Here is a 16,747-nt window from a genome sequence, read left to right on the forward strand (position 1 = left end):
CAGCAGTTGGTTAAAGGGAGTCGGAAGCAGATTATCCGGTTACACAGGCTCCGGACAGGTTATTCCCCGGTGTTAGCTTCCAGCTCATTTTTGTAGTCGCGGAAGGCGCGGTAAATACCCGAGGCCATATACGACTGATTGGTCTTATCGTTCAAGTACAATTCTTCCTGGCGGTTAGTTAAGAAGCCGGACTCAATCAGCACGGCAGGCATGGTGGATTTCCACAGCACCAGGAAGCCCGCTTGCTTTACCCCGCGGGAGGGCCGGTTCACGGTGGTGCGGAACTGCCGGTCAACCTTCTGGGCAAACCGGATGCTGTTCACCATGTGGGCGCTCTGGTAAAGGGAAAACAGGATGTGGCTTTGGGTGAGGTAGGGTCGAAGCCGTTGTAGCGCTCCTGGTAGTTTTCTTCCTGCAGAATTACCGCGTTTTCGCGCTTGGCCACCGAGAGGTTGGCGTCGGTTTTGTGCGGCCCCATGGTCCAGACTTCTGTGCCGTTGGCCGCCGGGGCGCTGGCATTGCAGTGGACGGAAATAAAAAGGTCGGCATTGTTTTTATTGGCGATGCCGGCGCGGTCGGCCAGCTCCACAAATACGTCCGTCTTGCGGGTGTAGACCACCTTCACGTCGGGCATGTTTTCCTCGATCTGCCGCCCCAGGGCCAGAATAATTTTCAGGGCTACATCTGCTTCCCGGGCCTTCACGCCGGCGCAGCCCCGGTCTTTGCCGCCGTGGCCGGCATCGAGCACAACGGTGCGCAGCCGATAACGATACGGGGGCTGCCCGCTCCCGGCCGGGGCCTGCGGGGGAGAAGAAGAAGTAGGGCCGGCGAGAAATAACAGGGCCACCGTGCCCAGAGCGACAATATTCCGCACGGAGTTCGTTAGTTGGGGCAGCGACCAGCTACCTTTGCAAACCGCCACAAAATAAACGATAAAAACTACGTGGCCCCACTCGTGCCTGTGTACAATTCTATAGAGAGTGCACTTTCGCCGCTATTGCGGCTGCCGCTGCTATTTACGCTACTGTTCAGCCTAGGCCTACTACGCCCGGGCAGGCCCAGCAGCGCCCCCGCACGAGCAGCGTGCCGGAAGACGTACGGCCGGCGCCCCAGATTCTGAACGCCCCCAAACCTGGCGCCCCCGTGCGCACCGACACGACTCGGCTGGTGAGCGGCACGCCTGATTCGCTGAACGTAGCCGCGGGCGGCCGCAAGGGCGCCGTGGAAACTACCGTCAAATACAAGGCCCAGGACTCCATTCGGTTTGAGGTGCAAAACAAGCGCGCCATTCTCTACGACAAGGCCGACGTGGACTACGGCGACATGAATCTGAAGGCCGCCCTGATTACGGTAGACTACAGCCGCAACTTGGTAACGGCGGAGGGCCGGGCCGATTCCACGGGCAAGGTGCGCGACCGGCCTTTGTTCAAGCAGGGTTCCCAGAACTACCAAGCCGGCCGTATCGACTACAACCTCAAAAGCAAGCGCGGCCGCATCACGGATGTGGTAACCCAGCAGGGCGAAGGCTTTGTGCATGCCGAAACCATTAAAAAGAACGACCGGAACGAGCTGTTCGGGGTGCGTGGGCGCTACACTACCTGCAACCTCGAAAACCCGCACTTTTTCATCAATGCTTCCAAAATGAAGGTTATTCCCGGCGAGAAAGTCGTGACGGGGCCTTTCAACCTAGTTATCGGGGATATTCCTACCCCCTTGGGCTTTCTGTTCGGGTACTTTCCTACCCCAAAAGCAACAAGCGGGCTTCGGGCTTCATCATTCCCACATTCGGGCAGGCTGCCGACCGGGGCTTCTTCCTGCGCAATGGCGGCTACTATTGGGCGGCCAACGAACACATTGGGGTGCGTCTAACCGGCGACCTTTACTCCGGCAACGGCGACCGGCTTGGGGGCTGGCGCGGCACGGCCGAGGTGCAGTACATCACGCGTTACCGCTACAACGGACTGTTTAATTTCAATTACAGCTCCCAGCCTACCGAGCGCCTGTTGGGTACTACCGATGCTAATACCAACCCGAATTATAACATTCCGCGCTCCTCGCGCAACTTCGCGCTGGCCTGGAACCATACCCCGGTAGCACGTCCGGGCGGTGGTCGGTTCTCGGCCAACGTGAACATCAGCAGCAACAACTATTACCGGCAGAACTCTTACAACCAGCGCCTCTACCTCACGCCGGCCTTCCAGTCTAACATCACGTATTCCAAGCAGCTGCGCAACCTACCCATCAACTACAACGTCAACCTCAGCCAAAGCCAGAACACCCAGTCGGGCACCATGGACTTTACCTTACCCGACGTGACCGTGGGCTTGGCCCGGCAGTACGTGTATGAACTACTGGGGCTGGAGTCGCGGGGCAGGATCTTTGAGCAGCTGGCTTTTTCTTATGACTTGCGCTACCAGAATCGGCTGTCCAACTCCCTGCCGGCGCGCGTAATCAATAGCGGCGCCATTCCCCTGATTGGCGGCTCTACCCAAGTTTCCACGCTGCCGGTCCGCTTCAGCAACCTCGATAAGCTGCTGCGCAACTCCCAAACCGGCATGCAGCACAACTTCAATATTACCTTGGGTAGCTACACCCTGCTGAAGCATTTCAATCTGAACCCAACGGTTACTTACGGCGAAAACTGGTACTTCAAGAAGCTCAACTACGAGTACATTCCCGAAGCCCGCGCCGTGCAGATTGATACCCTACGGCAGTTCAACCGCCTCTATAACTACACGTTCGGCGCCAACCTGGGCACATCTTTCTACGGTACCTTCGTACGCAAAGGCACGCACAAAATCCAGGCGCTGCGGCACAAAGTAACCCCGAACGTCAGCTTCAACTTCTCCCCGCTCCTAAAAAGAATGACCCTGCTTTCCAGGGCGTGCAAGTAGCTGGCTTGCGCGACCCATTAACCGGGCTGTTGTATTCTGAAGGGCAGCTGTATCAGGACAATAAGGGATTCTTGCTCCCGCGCTACAGCAACTCCCTGTACGCCCCACCTACAACCACTGAGGTGCGCCGGTTAAGCTTTTTCCTACAGAACTCAGTGGAAATGAAAGTGCGCAACTCTGAGGATACGACGGGTACTACCCCGTTCAAAAAGGTAAGTCTCATTGATGGCCTTGACTTTAACACGGGCTACGACTTCGTAAAGGATTCGCTCCGGCTCGACCCTTTGAACGTCACGTTCCATACGCAGGTAGCACGTAAGCTGGGCGTAACCATTAACGGTAACTTCGATTTCTATCAGCGGGATTCCTTGAGCCGCCCAATCGACAAATTCTTGTGGCAGCAGAAGAGCTTCCGGCTAGCGCGCTTGGCTACTGCCAACGCCTCCCTGAGCTACCAGTTCAACCCGGCTCAGGGCAACCGCAAGTCCACGATTCGCCGCGACGTAGCCCCGTGAACGATCCGTCGTTGGGTTCCCCTACCCGCATCGACCCGTACGAAGATTACGTGGACTTTTCGATTCCGTGGGATTTGAATACCTCCTTCACCTTGTCGTACGCCGATCAGGGGCCGCTACCCGCGCGCGACAACCGCATCCGGCGTAGCGCTTATACGGCGGCCTCATTGAACCTAAACGGCTCAGTAAAGCTCACCGAAACCCTGCGCTTCGGCTTCAGCACCAACTACGACTTCGTTAATAAGACGCCAGCCTTTACCAACCTGGACATTACCAAGGACCTGCACTGCTGGCAGATTACCGGCAACTGGCGGCCGTTTGGACCCACACGCGGCTATTTTGTAACCATTGCCGCCAAGTCTTCCCTGCTTCAGGATCTGAAACTGAGCCGCAACAAAACATTCCTGAACTACTAGCGGCCTTCAGTGGAGTAGGCTTGCTGTCAGGATCGGAGCCAATGGATGAGCAAGGGAGCGGAGGATCATGCCCGCGGATTAAAAGAAATTAGTCACTTTTGCTCCCGTCTTTTCCGTTTTCCACTCCTTCACAGCACCCTAGCATGTCTCAGCACAAAGAAGTCAAACTCGTGACCACGCACCAGTTGCTGGCCATGAAGCAGCGCGGTGAGAAAATATCCATGCTCACGGCCTACGACTTCTCCATGGCCCAAATTCTGGACGGGGCGGGCGTGGACGTGCTCCTCGTAGGTGACTCGGCCTCCAACGTCATGGCCGGCCACGAAACGACCCTCCCCATCACTCTGGACCAGATGATTTACCATGCCCAGAGCGTGGTGCGGGCCGTAAAGCGGGCGTTTGTGGTGGTGGACATGCCTTTTGGCTCCTATCAGGGCAATTCTTCTGAGGCTCTGCGTTCGGCCATCCGCATCATGAAAGAGTCGGGGGGCACGGCATCAAGTTGGAAGGCGGCGCCGAAATCAAGGACAGCATTACCCGTATCCTGACGGCGGGCATCCCGGTGATGGGGCACCTCGGTCTTACTCCCCAAAGTATTTATAAATTTGGCACCTACACGGTGCGGGCCAAAGAGGAAGCCGAGGCGCAGAAGCTAATTGAAGACGCCCTGCTGCTAGAAGAAATTGGCTGTTTCGCCCTCGTGCTGGAAAAAATACCTTCCAGCTTGGCTAAGCAGGTAGCCGAGAAACTTACCATTCCGGTTATCGGCATCGGCGCCGGCCCCAACGTAGATGGGCAGGTACTGGTGGTGCACGACATGCTAGGCATTACTAAAGAGTTTAAGCCCCGCTTCCTGCGCCGTTACGCCGACCTAGGTAACTTAATGCACGACGCCGTGCAGCGCTACATTCAAGACGTAAAATCACGCGACTTCCCGAGCCAGGACGAAGCGTATTAAGTTTGCTGAGGAATGAAGAATGAGAGATGAAGAAGGTACCTCGGTTAAGATGTGCTTGCTTCTTCCTCACTTATTTGCTCACTCCTCGTTCTTCATTCCTCATTAGTTACCAGTGAATCGTCCGAATCTGTGGTCGGAGCGGAAGGAAATTCTGTTCGAAGACAACCATCTGCTCATTATTAATAAGCCCGCCGGTCTGCTCGTGCAGGGCGATGCTACCGGCGACGAGCCGCTTTCTGCCAAAGCCGAAGAATATCTGCGCTTTAAGTATAAAAAGCCCGGAGCGGCCTTCGTGGGCGTAGCTCACCGCCTCGACCGGCCCGTGAGTGGGGTGGTGGCCCTAGCCAAAACCAGCAAGGCCCTGAGTCGGCTGAACGAAATGTTCCGTGACAACAAGGTGCACAAGACCTATTGGGCCCTGACCGGCAAATGCCCCGAGCCGACGACCGGCCACCTCACGCACTGGCTGGTAAAAGACCCCATTCGTAATACCACCAAGGCCTACACCGAGCGCCACGGCCAGGGCCTGAAGTCAGATCTGGACTACCAGGTGTTGGGGCAGGCGGGTTCGCGCTGGCTGGTACAGGTCAACCCCATTACCGGCCGGCCCCACCAGATTCGGGTGCAGCTAAGCTCCGGCCTGGGCACGCCTATCGTTGGCGACGTCAAATACGGCTTCCTAGCTCCCCTGCCCGACGTGAGCATTGCCCTGCACGCCCGGCAGCTAGAGCTTCAGCATCCCGTTACTAAGGAAGAAATGTGCTTCAAGGCTCCCCTACCCGACGTTGCACACTGGGAAGCCGCCGAAGCCTACTACTAGGTTTTTGCATTCCGCTGCCTGGGCCCGAAGCTTTAGCTAGCTAGACCTGAATAACATTATGGCCTTTTAGCCGGGGCAATTGCACCTGGGACAGGTGTGGCCGTAGTTTTGCGAAACAGTGGCTGAACTAAAGCCTGGCTTTTGCGCTTAGCGCGTTGAGGCTTCGGCCGCTACCGGTTTCGACCTCTAACTTTTTGCCCCTATGGCGATACTCTTCTTTTTCGTAGCGCACTACTACCTGTCGCTCTTTACGCAGACGTTCTACCTGCACCGGTACGCGGCCCACAAGATGTTCACGATGAACAAGTTTTGGGAGCGGTTCTTCTTCCTGTTCACCTATATCTGCCAGGGCTCTTCGTTCCTTTCGCCCCGGGCGTACGCGCTGTTGCACCGCATGCACCACGCCTACTCTGATACCGAGCTGGACCCCCACTCCCCGCTGTACTCGTCTAATGCCTTCACGATGATGTGGAAGACGAAGAACATCTACAACGCCGTGCTCAACCGCAACTACGCCGCCGCGGAGCGCTTCGAGGGCGACTACCCTGAGTGGGACGCCATTGAGAAACTAGGCGACAAGTGGTACTCCCGCATTGGCTGGGGCGCCCTCTACGTGCTGTTTTACGTGCAGTTTGCTACGGCGTGGTGGCAGTTTCTGCTGCTACCCCTGCACTTCCTGATGGGTCCGATTCACGGCGCTATTGTGAACTGGGGCGGCCACAAATACGGCTACCAGAACTTTGATAACCACGACCACTCTAAAAACACGCTGCCCTTCGACTTCCTGGCCTTCGGCGAGCTGTTTCAGAACAACCACCACAAGCTGCCCATGCGCGTCAATTTCGGCGTGAAGAAGTGGGAGCTGGACCCTACCTACATGTTTATCTGGAGCCTGGATAAAATTGGGGTGGTGAAAGTGAAACGTAAGTGGCAGGAGCCCGTGAACATGGCAGCTTAGCCAATTGGTGAAAGGTGAAATGGTAAGTTTCCCTTTCGCCTGTGTAAAAATCAGCCCCTTGTGCATCGGCATGAGGGCTGGTTTTGTTTCGTAGGCTTCTGGCTTGCGGTAATTGATTGGCTTTTTCTGCGCGGCTCATAACTCGTTTTACAATTTCACCTTTCACAACTCCACCTTTTGCCTTACCTTTGCACCTCATTTTCAACCAGACGCACGGGATGCGTCGCTTAACCAAACCGGTTTATGGCAGTTAAAATCCGCCTCGCCCGTCGTGGCCGCAAAAAGGCCGCTCAGTTCGACATCGTTGTTGCCGACTCCCGCTCGCCCCGCGATGGCCGCTTCATCGAGAAAATCGGTACCTACAACCCCCAGACTAACCCCGCTACCATCAACTTCGATGGTGATAAGGCGTTCGACTGGATTATGAAGGGTGCCCAGCCCACGGATACCGTGCGTGCTATGCTTTCTTACCGTGGCGTGCTCTACCGCAAGCACCTGCAGCTCGGCGTCATCAAAGGCGCCATCTCGCAGGACGTTGCTGACCAGCGCTTCACCGAGTGGAAAGAGCAGAAAGATGCTAAAATCGAAGGCAAGCGCACTAGCCTGGGCACTGCCAAGGAAGAAGCTCGTCAGCAGCGTCTGGCCGCCGAAACCAAGGTAAATGCAGCTCGTGCTGAAGCCCAGCGCGCGAAGCAAGCCGCTCTGGAGGCGGCCAACGCCCCGGCTGCTCCGGCCGCCGAAGGCGAAACGACCGATGCTGAAGCTTCGGCCGACACCACTGAGGAAGCTGGCGCCTAATCTTAGGCTCACGTAAGAAGGTGATGAGGTACTAAAGGGGTGCTAGTGGTTTAACCATGCTACCCTTTTCTACCTCATCACCTTTGCGTGTTTCCCCTCCTCATCTTCCCTGCCATGACTCTCGACGACTGCTACGAGTTGGGTTCGGTGGTAAAGCCCCACGGCCTCAAAGGCTTTGTGGTAGCCGCCTTCGACGTAGATAACCTCGACGATTACCGCAAGCTGAAATCCGTACTGGTGGAGTTGCCCACCGCTCCGGGTAAGCTCACGGACTACGCCGTGGAAAAGCTCCAGCCGCAGAGCGACGCGCGGGCCTTGCTCAAGTTCAAGGGTATCGACCGCATCGAAGATGCCGAGCCGCTCCGCAATGCCAAGCTCTGGCGCCCTCTAACGGAACTGCCAAATCTAGCCAAAGATCAGTTCTACTTTCATGATGTAGTTGGCTACCTAGTAGTTGATGAGCAACTGGGAGAGCTGGGTACGGTAGAAACCTTCTACGAACTGCCGCAGCAAGACGTACTGTCGATGCGCTATAAGGGAGTTGAGGTTCTGATTCCGGTAGTGGATGAACTGGTTAAGCAGGCCGATCAAGCGGCGCGTAAGCTGTTTGTGAACCTGCCGGAGGGTTTGCTCGACGTGTATCTGACGCCCGCCTCCCGGGAGCGGGACGAGCCCGATGAATTCGTAGAACCGTAGCTCGTTCTTTTTCCATGCGTATTGACATTGTCACGTGCCAGCCGGATTTGCTGGTCAGCCCCTTTGCTCACTCCATCGTGAAGCGCGCACAGGACAAAGGCTTGGCCGAAATTCATTTGCACGACCTGCGCCGCTACGCCATCAACAAGCATGGTCAGATCGACGACTACGTGTTTGGGGGCGGGGCTGGCATGGTACTGCGCGTGGAGCCAATTGCGGCCTGTTTCGATGAGCTATTGGCGCAACGTTCCTACGAGGCCGTTATCTACATGACGCCTGACGGGGATACGTTGCGGCAGCCACTGGTAAACCGACTGTCCTTGGCGGGCAACTTGCTCATTCTTTGCGGCCACTACAAGGGCGTAGACGAGCGAATCCGCCAGGCCTACATCACCCACGAAATCAGCGTTGGTGACTACGTACTGAGCGGAGGCGAGCTAGGCGCAGCTATTCTGGTCGATGCCGTGGTTCGGCTGCTGCCCGGAGTACTCGGCAACGAAGAATCTGCCCTGAGCGACTCGTTTCAGGATAACCTACTGGCGCCGCCTGTGTACACCCGGCCAGCTGAATGGCGAGGTTTATCGGTGCCAGAAATTTTGCTTTCGGGTAACACCCCGAAAATTGATATCTGGCGCCATGAGCAAGCTTTGATCCGCACCCAACAGCGGCGGCCAGATTTATTGCAAGAGTGAGCTTGCGAAGCTGTGAAGAGCGAATCTATTGCGCTGCACCCGTAAGTAGCGCAAGCAGAACGACAAACTCGCAATTTCACCAACTCACAATTTCACAATTTCAAAATAGAGGGCTATATTTGCGCCTCTTTACCAGAAACCCATCGGACGGCGCGGCCGTCCTTTACAGTTTTTCCAGCCATGAGCGTACTACTCGATTTTATCCAGCAGGAATCCCAGGAGCGCCGCGCCAGCTTCCCCCAATTTGCCGCCGGTGACACCATCAACGTCCACGTGAAAATTCGCGAGGGCAACAAGGAGCGTGTTCAGCAGTTCCAGGGCGTTGTTATCCAGCGCAAGAACACCAATTCGAACGGCGAAACCTTCACGGTTCGTAAGATTTCGAACCAGATCGGCACCGAGCGTATCTTCCCCTCCTGTCGCCCAACATCGACAAGATTGAGGTAGTGCGTCGCGGTAAAGTGCGTCGTGCTCGTTTGTTCTACCTGCGTGGCCTGTCGGGCAAAGCTGCTCGTATCAAAGAAAAGCGTGCTACCGTAGCTAAGGCTACTGCGTAAGCTTCACCGCTTTCCTGCTTATAAAAACAGCCGGCTCTCCTTACGGAGGGCCGGCTGTTTCGTTTATGGCTTTTTACTGTAGCGCAGCAACCTAGTTGCCTAGGAATTCTGCTGCAGATCCTGCTCGGGGCTGGATTGGCCACCGCGCATTTGCTTAGCAGCGGCGCTGAGCGCCTCGCCCAAGTTGGTTACTCGCTGAGCCGTATTTGGATTTTCAGCAAATACAGCCGCTTTAGACGTGTTGGTACCCAAGCGGCTCAAAAGCTGACCTACCAGGTCTTTATCAATAGTGCCGCCGCCAAAGTGAGCTTTCAGCGCCTGCATATCCACCACAATCTGGTGCAGCTCGGGGTTGTTTACGTCCTTTAGGTCCTCGATCCAGCGTTGGAAATGGTTATCGAGGCCCGACTTGGTAGCTTCTTCCTGCAGGTCGCCGGTTAGAATGCCGACGGCGCCGTCGAGGTGGTTTTGGTGCTGGGTATCGTCCTTGGGAATCTTGTGGAAAGACATAGTGTGAATGGTTAGGCTGCCGCCAGCAGCGGCACAGTTGGGAATATTCGTGCAAACGCGGCTGTGTAGCAAAGGTTGTGGCCCATGTTCCGGTCCGAAGGGCTACTTTCGCCTTCCCATGCCAGCACCCAATCCCCTTTCCTCGTACCGCATGAAAAGATGTATAAGCCTATGTGGCCTAGCTATTCTACCCCTTTTAAGCTACGCCCAGCAGGCCACTACTACCTGGCAGCAGCAGGCTAACTACTCCATTGATGTTACCCTAGACGACCAGCAGCACACGCTCAGCGGCCGGGAGGAACTGGTATACACCAACAACTCCCCGGATGCGCTGCCCTACATCTGGTTTCACCTCTGGCCCAACGCCTACCGCGACAATAACACGGCTTTTGCCCGCCAGCAGCTCCGCAACGGCAGCCGCAAGTTTCAATTTGCCAAACCTGAGCAACGTGGCTTTATTGACGGCTTGGCTTTCCAAGTGAACGGCCAGCCGGCCACGCTGCAGTACGATGCGGCCAACCCCGACATGGCTAAACTGGTTTTACCCCAGCCGCTTGCTCCGGGGGCCAGCATCACCATTACCACGCCGTTCCGGGTTAAGATTCCGAATTCCTTTTCTCGCTTTGGCCACGTCGACCAGAGTTACCAGATAACGCAGTGGTACCCCAAGCCCGCTGTGTACGACCGTAAAGGCTGGCACCAGATGCCTTACCTCGACCAGGGCGAGTTCTACTCGGAGTTTGGTTCGTTTGATGTGCGCATTACCCTGCCGGCCAACTACGTGGTAGGCGCCACGGGCGTGCTGCAAAACCCCGATGAGCAGCAGCGCCTCGACCAGCTGGCAGCTACCACGGCCGCTAAGAAAACCCAAAAAGATTTCGGCGACGACCTAAAGTTTCCGGCTTCCTCCTCCGATACCAAAACTCTGCGCTACGTGCAGGACCGGGTGCACGACTTCGCCTGGTTCGCCGATAAGCGCTTTAACGTGCTCAAAAGCGGCGTTACGCTCCCCTCCAGTCGGCAGGTCACTTCCTGGGTTCTGTTCACCAACAAGGACGCCGAGAAATGGATTAAAGGCCTGACGGATGTAAACAAGGCCCTTACCTCCTACTCCGAGTGGGTAGGCGAATACCCCTACGCCTCCGCTACCGCCGTGGACGGGGCCCTGAGTGCCGGCTCCGGCATGGAATACCCCATGGTAACGGTAACCCAACCTTCGGCCATTGTGCACGAGGTAGGCCACAACTGGTTTTACGGCATTTTGGCTTCCAATGAGCGGGACTTCCCCTGGCTGGACGAGGGCGTCAACTCCTACGTGGAAAACCGCGTGGCCGAGCGCGAAAATCCTACGGCCGGGCAGCTGGAGTTTCTGGTGAAGTCGCCGCGCCTGGCCCGCACGCTAGGCGTTGACGGTTTGCCGGCCGCAGCCCTGAATCAGGTGCCTTTTCAGGCCGTGGCCTCGCGGGGCCTCGACCAGCCAGTAAGCGGTATTTCTTCCGCCGAGTACGGCAAGCTGAACTACGGGCTGATTGTGTACGGCAAAACGGCCGCTCTGCTGCGCTACCTGGCCGGGTACCTGGGCCAGGAGAAGTTCGACGCGGCCATGCACGCATACTACCAGCGCTGGCAGTTTCGGCACCCCTACCCCGAGGACATGCAGACGGTATTCGAAGAAACCAGCGGCCAGAAGCTGGATTGGTTTTTCCGCGACATGCTCACAACCCAAAACCGCTACGAAGCTGCCGTATCTGACCTGCTAGTGCAGAATGAGACGGTGAAAGTGCTGGTGCGCAATGATTCGCCCGCGCCCTTCGCCGTGCCCGTTGCTACCCTCGATGCCCAAGGCAACGTGCTGGAAACCCAGTGGACGCCCGCGTTCGGCGGTACTGAGGACGATGAACAGGATGAAACGCAGCTAAACTTCCGCCGGGCCGGCGTGGTCAGCGTGGTGGTCGACCCTGGCTACCTCACGCCCCAGCTCAACCGTCGCGACGACCGAATGAACCTCAGCGGCTCACTGCGGACCTGGGAGCCCTTGCGCCTGAAGCCGCTAGCCAGCATAGAGCGTTGGGACCGGCATACCATCAACTGGCTACCCGTAATCGGAGCTAATACGTCCGACAAGTTCATGCTGGGGCTGCCTTTTATAACAACGCCCTGGCGCCCAAGCGGCTCAACTACCTGGCCATGCCCATGTACAGCTTTAACCGCAACGAGCTGAACGGTATTGGTACGCTGAACTTGAATGTGCTACCCCGCACGGTAGCCCGCCAGCTGCTCACCGGCATCCAGGTACAGCGTTTTGAGCGCTACCGCAAAATAGAACCCAGCGTTACGCTGCTCCTACCCCACTCGGCCTTCAACCAGCCCCAGCATTTACTGCGCTTTGCCAATACCACCGTGCGCAACCAGAACCTGGGCCAGACCAGCAGCTTCCAGACCTTGGAGTACCGGGTGCAGCACAAAAATGCCCTGCAGAGCTGGGGCGCGCACGTTGAATTCAACTACATGACACCCGATGTAGAGGTAGACAACACCGACCGGGAAGCTGCCCTGCTGCGGGCCACGGCAACGTACAGCCGTTACTATAACGCCAAGAAACAGATTCGGGCCCGCTTGTTTGGGGGCAGATTCCTGAAATCTGGAGCCGAAAGTCCCTTTGTCATTGGCTTAAGCGGTAGCCCCGATTACCGCCGCCAGACGGCCTTCCTGGACCGGCAGCAGATTTCTGATACGTACACGGCCCAGCGTCATCAAACCGACGATCGGGACGGCGCGTTCAAGGCCTACCTGCCCGTCGGCAGCCGACGGTGGCTCAGCACCCTGGGCGTGGAAGCCGACTTGCCCGTAACTTCCCTGGCCGTTTTTGCCGATCTGGGCGCAACCAAGGAGTTCCAGACCATAGGCCCCGGCTTGGGGCCCAGCGCCTGTACTACGACGCGGGCCTGGTAGTACCCATTGCCAAGAACATCCTGCGGCTTTACTTACCTGTCGCTGGCTCGCAGTACGCGAACGGCCTGCCCGACAGTCGCAAGGATTTTACCGACCGAATTCGCTTCGTGCTGCACCTGGAGGAGTTGAACCCCTTCCGGGTTTTAAATGAGCAATTAGCGCAGTAGCAACTTTATCCCTGGATGGAATTCATGCGTTTGTGTTGGTATCTACTCCTGGCCGAAATAGGCGCGGCTTCGTTGGCGGGTTGCCAAGCGGATTACGCCGATCTGCCTACCTTTTCGGCCGAGCGCAAGCTCTTGCAGGTGGTAGTGGAAATGCCCGCTGGCACCAGCCGCGAGCAGCGCTACAACGCCCAAACGCATGAATTTCAACCCTTGGAGCAGGCTGGCACTGACCAGCTAATAGAATTCCTGCCGGTACCGGGCAACTTGGGCTTTATTCCGGGTACCAACGTCAGCGCGCCCGGCCGCCCTCAGAAAACGGACGGGCCCGTGCCGGCGCTGGTGCTAGCCGAAGGGCAGCCCGCGGGCACTGTGCTAGAGGTAGTACCCGTGGCCCTGCTGCTGCTCGATGTGAACGGGGCCCTGCAGCCGCTGGTCGTGTCGGTTCCGGCGCGACCGGCCCAGCGCATCCTGCCGGATGTCACGGATTGGGCCACGCTGAACCGCCGCTACCCAGGCGTGCGCCAGTCGCTGAGCCTGTGGTTCCAGCACCGCGGCCGCCCCAGCGAAACCCGCATTGCTGGCTGGAAAGACGAGAAGGCAGCGGAACAATACATTAGTCGCTGGCTGCAGTAACTAGCCCGTACGTAACAAGCGTAGCAACAAAAAGCCCTACCTGCTAGCAGGTAGGGCTTTTTATTTACAAGTAAGAATCGGAAGGCCGACTACTCAATCTTGTTCATGCGCTCCTTTACGGCCTCGAGGGCTACGCGCATGTTCACAATGTCGGCGCGGGCAGCTTCCTGCTCTTTCAGGTTCATGTCAACCTGGTTGTTGTACTGCTGCAGTTCAGCCGCGTTCTGGGCCAGCTGCTGCTGGATTTCAATCTTGCGCGCTTTGTTTTTCTCGATGTCCTTCTTGATGGCATCGGCCTTCGAGATAACCGCCATGTGGTTGTTCTGCGACGACACGAGGGCTTTCTCGGCTTCGGCAACCTGTACGGCCAAGTCTTCGCGGTAGAGCTTGCGGGCGAAGTCTTTCAGGTAGCCTTCGGCAGCTTTCCACTGCACCGGCGTAGCCTCTTTGCCCAGGTAGGCATTACCCAAGTCAATCGACCACCAGATGGTCGTACCGGTGGGCACGGCGTCTACTTTGCTGATTACGCGTACTGGCGTCTTAGAAACGGCGTCAATCACGACTCCGTCCATGGTGTATACGCCTTTGTCAGCTTTCACTTTGCTACCGAACTGCTCGTCCAGCTGCTTTTTCCAGGAGTCTTCTACGCGCTTGCTATCCAGCTGCACAGAAACCCGCTGCCCCTTACGCGGAATGCCTTTTACGGCCATGTCCGTTTCATCAACCGGCGACTTTTGCGCGAAGCTAGTCACCGATGTTGCCAACATCAGCAGCAAAGAAAAGAGTACGCCTCGTTTCATAGGAAATGAAATAAGTTGAGAAGAAAATGATTTGCAGGTATGACCGTCGGGTAAACGAACTCCGACTCATCAAATTTAACTAGCCTGCCAGCATCTCACCAGGGCCCGGATTGTTTTTTTTGAAGAAAACTGACTTTTGTTAGAAAATTAATATTCATAATCGTTTATATACCAGATAATGGCATCTATTCCTGTTGAGCTACCCTCTCATGGCTAAGCCAACTACTTGATATTCTCTATACTTTCTGAAACAAAAGCAACTGCAGCCAGTTTAACCCCGACTATGCCTATCACTGTTTGCCGCAAAGAACACTTCAACGCTGCCCATCGCCTGCACAACCCGGCCTGGAATGACGAGCAGAACCAGACTACGTTTGGCAAGTGCAACAACCCTCATTATCACGGCCATAACTACGAGCTCATTGTTCGCCTGACCGGCGACATTGACCCCGCTACGGGCTACGTGTATGATATGAAGCGGTTGAGCGACCTGATCAAGCGCGAGATTCTGGATACCTTTGACCACCGAAATCTGAATCTGGACACGGAAGAGTTTCGCCACCTTAACCCGACGGCTGAAAATATTGCTGTCGTGATTTGGAATCGGCTGCGCCCGCACGTGGAAGAGCACTTAGCCATGTCGGTTACGCTGTACGAGACCGAACGCAATTTTGTAGAATACCATGGATAACCCCGCTGCTGCAGCCTCCCCCGCGGATGGTACCGCAGCCCGCCCCGCCATCGACGTAGAGTTGCCAGCCGATTTGCGCACGCCCCTCCGGGCCGACGCCTTCCAGCTCAGCGACGACGAAAAAATTGCCGCCATTGCCGAGCACTTCCACGACATCATGCAGATTCTGGGCTGGACCTCACGGATGACAGCCTGAGCGGCACGCCCAAGCGCGTAGCCAAGATGTACGTGCAGGAGTGGTTCAAGGGCCTCGACCCCAAGCATCGGCCCGATGTAAAGTTGTTCGAGAACCGCTACCAGTACCGGAATGTGCTGGTGGAGCGCGACATTACGCTGTTTTCCTGCTGTGAACACCACTTCGTACCCATCATCGGCAAGGCCCACGTGGCCTACTTACCGGGTGAGCATGTGGTGGGCCTGAGCAAGCTTAACCGGGTAGTACAGTACTTTGCCCGCCGCCCCCAGGTGCAGGAGCGCCTGACCCGCCAGATTGCAGAGGAGCTAAAAACTACTCTGCGCAGCGACGACGTAGCCGTCCTTATTGAGGCCGATCATTTGTGCGTGATGAGCCGGGGCGTGAACGATACGAGTAGCAGCACCTTAACGGCGGAATACAGCGGCGCCTTTGCCCGCGACGAAGCATTGCGCTCCGAGTTCCTGCGGCTGATTGGCAAATAAAAAGCTGTTAGCTTTCCTTCCGCTTTTCCACTCTCCGTTCAAAGTTCTGGCGCCTTCTCGGCGCTAGGCTACCTGTTCTCTTCCATGTCGCGCAAAGTTTTAATTACCGGGGCACCGGCATGATTGGCACCCGCCTCGCCGAAATGTTGATTGATGCCGGATATGAAGTTGCCCTGCTGAGCCGCACTCCCGGTAGCGGCCGCTACCGCAGCTTCCGCTGGGACCCATTAGCCGGCACCATTGATGAGGCCGCTGTACCTTACGCCGACTACATTATCAACCTGGCCGGCAGCAGCGTTTCGGATGGCAAATGGACCCAGGAGCGCAAGCGGGAAATCCTGTCGAGCCGGCTGGCTGGCACCCAGCTGATGGCCCGGGAACTGGCAAAAGCCTCGCACCACGTGCAAACCTTTATATCGGCGTCGGCCATCGGTATCTACGGCGACCGGGACGACCAGGTAGTAACGGAAGAAACGGCCCCAGCCCCGATGATTTTCTGGCCGAAGTATGCCAGCAGTGGGAAGCAGCAGCCCAAAACGTAGCCACCGACGGCATCCGCACCGCCATTTTCCGAATTGGCATTGTACTCAGCCCGGAAGGTGGGGCCTTGGTGCCGTTGGCGCGCACGGTGAAGATGATGGCGGGTGCTCCGCTGGGCTCCGGCAAGCAATACATGTCCTGGATTCACCTCGACGACCTGTGCCGCCTGTTTATTCAGGCCATGGAGGAGCCGCAGTGGCAGGGCACCTACAATGCCGTGTCGCCCAATCCTGTTACCAACAAGGAATTCACTGAAACCCTCGCAGCCGTGCTGCACCGCCCACTGGTATTGCCTAAAGTGCCCGAGTTCGGCCTGAAGCTGATGATGGGCGAGATGAGCGAAATCGTGTTGGCTAGTCAGCGGGTAAGCGCCGAGAAAACCCTGAAGCAAGGCTTCAAGTTTGAGTTTCCTACCCTGCGAGCCGCCCTAGAATCGTTTTACGGGGAAGAGTAGATTTCACTATAGCCACTA

16 protein-coding genes and 5 pseudogenes are annotated in these 16,747 nt (G+C 56.8%); 18 read left to right on the forward strand and 3 right to left on the reverse strand.

Annotated elements, in window-relative coordinates; all coding sequences use genetic code 11:
- Window positions 1-59: 59 nt before the first annotated feature.
- Window positions 60-874, reverse strand: a pseudogene (locus MUN84_RS06390) (N-acetylmuramoyl-L-alanine amidase family protein).
- 449 nt (window positions 875-1,323) lie between these two features.
- Between MUN84_RS06390 and MUN84_RS23645 the strand changes: the two are divergent.
- The 11 genes and pseudogenes from MUN84_RS23645 to rplS all read left to right on the forward strand — a co-directional run bounded on the left by MUN84_RS23645 (window position 1,324) and on the right by rplS (window position 9,304).
- A complete protein-coding gene (locus tag MUN84_RS23645) occupies window positions 1,324-1,869 on the forward strand; it encodes a putative LPS assembly protein LptD (protein ID WP_317239205.1) in 546 nt (181 codons plus the stop codon).
- Window positions 1,758-2,894, forward strand: a pseudogene (locus tag MUN84_RS06400) (putative LPS assembly protein LptD); the annotation flags it as partial. The gene MUN84_RS23645 and the pseudogene MUN84_RS06400, both read left to right, overlap by 112 nt.
- A complete protein-coding gene (locus tag MUN84_RS22865; protein ID WP_262920660.1) occupies window positions 2,885-3,409 on the forward strand; it encodes a putative LPS assembly protein LptD in 525 nt (174 codons plus the stop codon). The pseudogene MUN84_RS06400 and the gene MUN84_RS22865, both read left to right, overlap by 10 nt.
- Window positions 3,406-3,825: a hypothetical protein gene (locus MUN84_RS06405; protein ID WP_244697127.1), complete on the forward strand. Its 420-nt coding sequence runs from the start codon at window positions 3,406-3,408 to the stop codon at window positions 3,823-3,825. Before MUN84_RS22865 ends, MUN84_RS06405 begins: the two co-directional genes overlap by 4 nt.
- Window positions 3,826-3,968: 143 nt before the next feature.
- Window positions 3,969-4,783 (forward strand): annotated as a pseudogene (gene panB, locus MUN84_RS06410) (3-methyl-2-oxobutanoate hydroxymethyltransferase).
- 112 nt (window positions 4,784-4,895) lie between these two features.
- Window positions 4,896-5,603, forward strand: a complete 708-nt coding sequence (locus MUN84_RS06415) for an RluA family pseudouridine synthase (protein ID WP_244697128.1) — start codon at window positions 4,896-4,898, stop codon at window positions 5,601-5,603.
- Between the two features lie 202 nt (window positions 5,604-5,805).
- A complete protein-coding gene (locus MUN84_RS06420; protein ID WP_244697129.1) occupies window positions 5,806-6,561 on the forward strand; it encodes an acyl-CoA desaturase in 756 nt (251 codons plus the stop codon).
- 243 nt (window positions 6,562-6,804) lie between these two features.
- Window positions 6,805-7,359 (forward strand): 30S ribosomal protein S16, encoded by a 555-nt coding sequence (locus tag MUN84_RS06425; protein ID WP_244697130.1) that lies wholly within the window; start codon window positions 6,805-6,807, stop codon window positions 7,357-7,359.
- Between the two features lie 114 nt (window positions 7,360-7,473).
- Entirely contained in the window at window positions 7,474-8,055 is a 582-nt protein-coding gene (gene rimM / locus MUN84_RS06430; protein ID WP_244697131.1) for a ribosome maturation factor RimM, read from the forward strand.
- Between the two features lie 14 nt (window positions 8,056-8,069).
- On the forward strand, window positions 8,070-8,747 hold the full coding sequence (trmD, locus tag MUN84_RS06435) for a tRNA (guanosine(37)-N1)-methyltransferase TrmD (protein WP_244697132.1): 678 nt from the start codon (window positions 8,070-8,072) through the stop codon (window positions 8,745-8,747).
- Between the two features lie 180 nt (window positions 8,748-8,927).
- Window positions 8,928-9,304: pseudogene (gene rplS / locus MUN84_RS06440) on the forward strand (50S ribosomal protein L19).
- A 99-nt stretch (window positions 9,305-9,403) separates the two neighbouring features.
- On the opposite strand, the gene MUN84_RS06445 reads toward rplS, so the two are convergent.
- Entirely contained in the window at window positions 9,404-9,814 is a 411-nt protein-coding gene (locus MUN84_RS06445) for a hypothetical protein (protein ID WP_244697133.1), read from the reverse strand.
- A 151-nt stretch (window positions 9,815-9,965) separates the two neighbouring features.
- On the opposite strand from MUN84_RS06445, the gene MUN84_RS06450 reads away from it, so the two are divergent.
- The 3 genes from MUN84_RS06450 to MUN84_RS06460 all read left to right on the forward strand — a co-directional run bounded on the left by MUN84_RS06450 (window position 9,966) and on the right by MUN84_RS06460 (window position 13,566).
- A complete protein-coding gene (locus MUN84_RS06450; protein WP_244697134.1) occupies window positions 9,966-12,035 on the forward strand; it encodes a M1 family metallopeptidase in 2,070 nt (689 codons plus the stop codon).
- Complete coding sequence (locus MUN84_RS06455; protein ID WP_244697135.1) at window positions 12,008-12,766, forward strand: hypothetical protein; 759 nt, start codon at window positions 12,008-12,010, stop codon at window positions 12,764-12,766. Before MUN84_RS06450 ends, MUN84_RS06455 begins: the two co-directional genes overlap by 28 nt.
- A 182-nt stretch (window positions 12,767-12,948) precedes the next feature.
- The gene (locus MUN84_RS06460) at window positions 12,949-13,566 is read left to right on the forward strand and encodes an inorganic diphosphatase (protein WP_244697136.1); all 618 of its coding nucleotides are present in this window, start codon (window positions 12,949-12,951) and stop codon (window positions 13,564-13,566) included.
- Between the two features lie 89 nt (window positions 13,567-13,655).
- Here the strand turns inward: MUN84_RS06460 and MUN84_RS06465 are convergent, their stop codons facing one another.
- Window positions 13,656-14,366 carry a DNA repair ATPase gene (locus MUN84_RS06465; protein ID WP_244697137.1) on the reverse strand — a complete coding sequence of 237 codons (711 nt, stop codon included), beginning with the start codon at window positions 14,364-14,366 and terminating at the stop codon, window positions 13,656-13,658.
- A gap of 283 nt (window positions 14,367-14,649) precedes the next feature.
- On the opposite strand from MUN84_RS06465, the gene MUN84_RS06470 reads away from it, so the two are divergent.
- From MUN84_RS06470 to MUN84_RS06485, 4 genes and pseudogenes are all read left to right on the forward strand, one after another.
- The gene (locus tag MUN84_RS06470; RefSeq protein ID WP_244697138.1) at window positions 14,650-15,057 is read left to right on the forward strand and encodes a 6-pyruvoyl trahydropterin synthase family protein; all 408 of its coding nucleotides are present in this window, start codon (window positions 14,650-14,652) and stop codon (window positions 15,055-15,057) included.
- Window positions 15,050-15,735 (forward strand): annotated as a pseudogene (gene folE, locus MUN84_RS06475) (GTP cyclohydrolase I FolE). Before MUN84_RS06470 ends, folE begins: the two are co-directional and overlap by 8 nt.
- A 119-nt stretch (window positions 15,736-15,854) precedes the next feature.
- Window positions 15,855-16,277: an NAD-dependent epimerase/dehydratase family protein gene (locus tag MUN84_RS06480; RefSeq protein WP_244697139.1), complete on the forward strand. Its 423-nt coding sequence runs from the start codon at window positions 15,855-15,857 to the stop codon at window positions 16,275-16,277.
- A gap of 68 nt (window positions 16,278-16,345) precedes the next feature.
- Entirely contained in the window at window positions 16,346-16,729 is a 384-nt protein-coding gene (locus MUN84_RS06485) for a DUF1731 domain-containing protein (RefSeq protein WP_244698693.1), read from the forward strand.
- Window positions 16,730-16,747: the final 18 nt, after the last annotated feature.

Source organism: Hymenobacter sp. 5516J-16, assembly GCF_022919335.1.
Classification (GTDB): Bacteria; Bacteroidota; Bacteroidia; order Cytophagales; family Hymenobacteraceae; genus Hymenobacter; species Hymenobacter sublimis.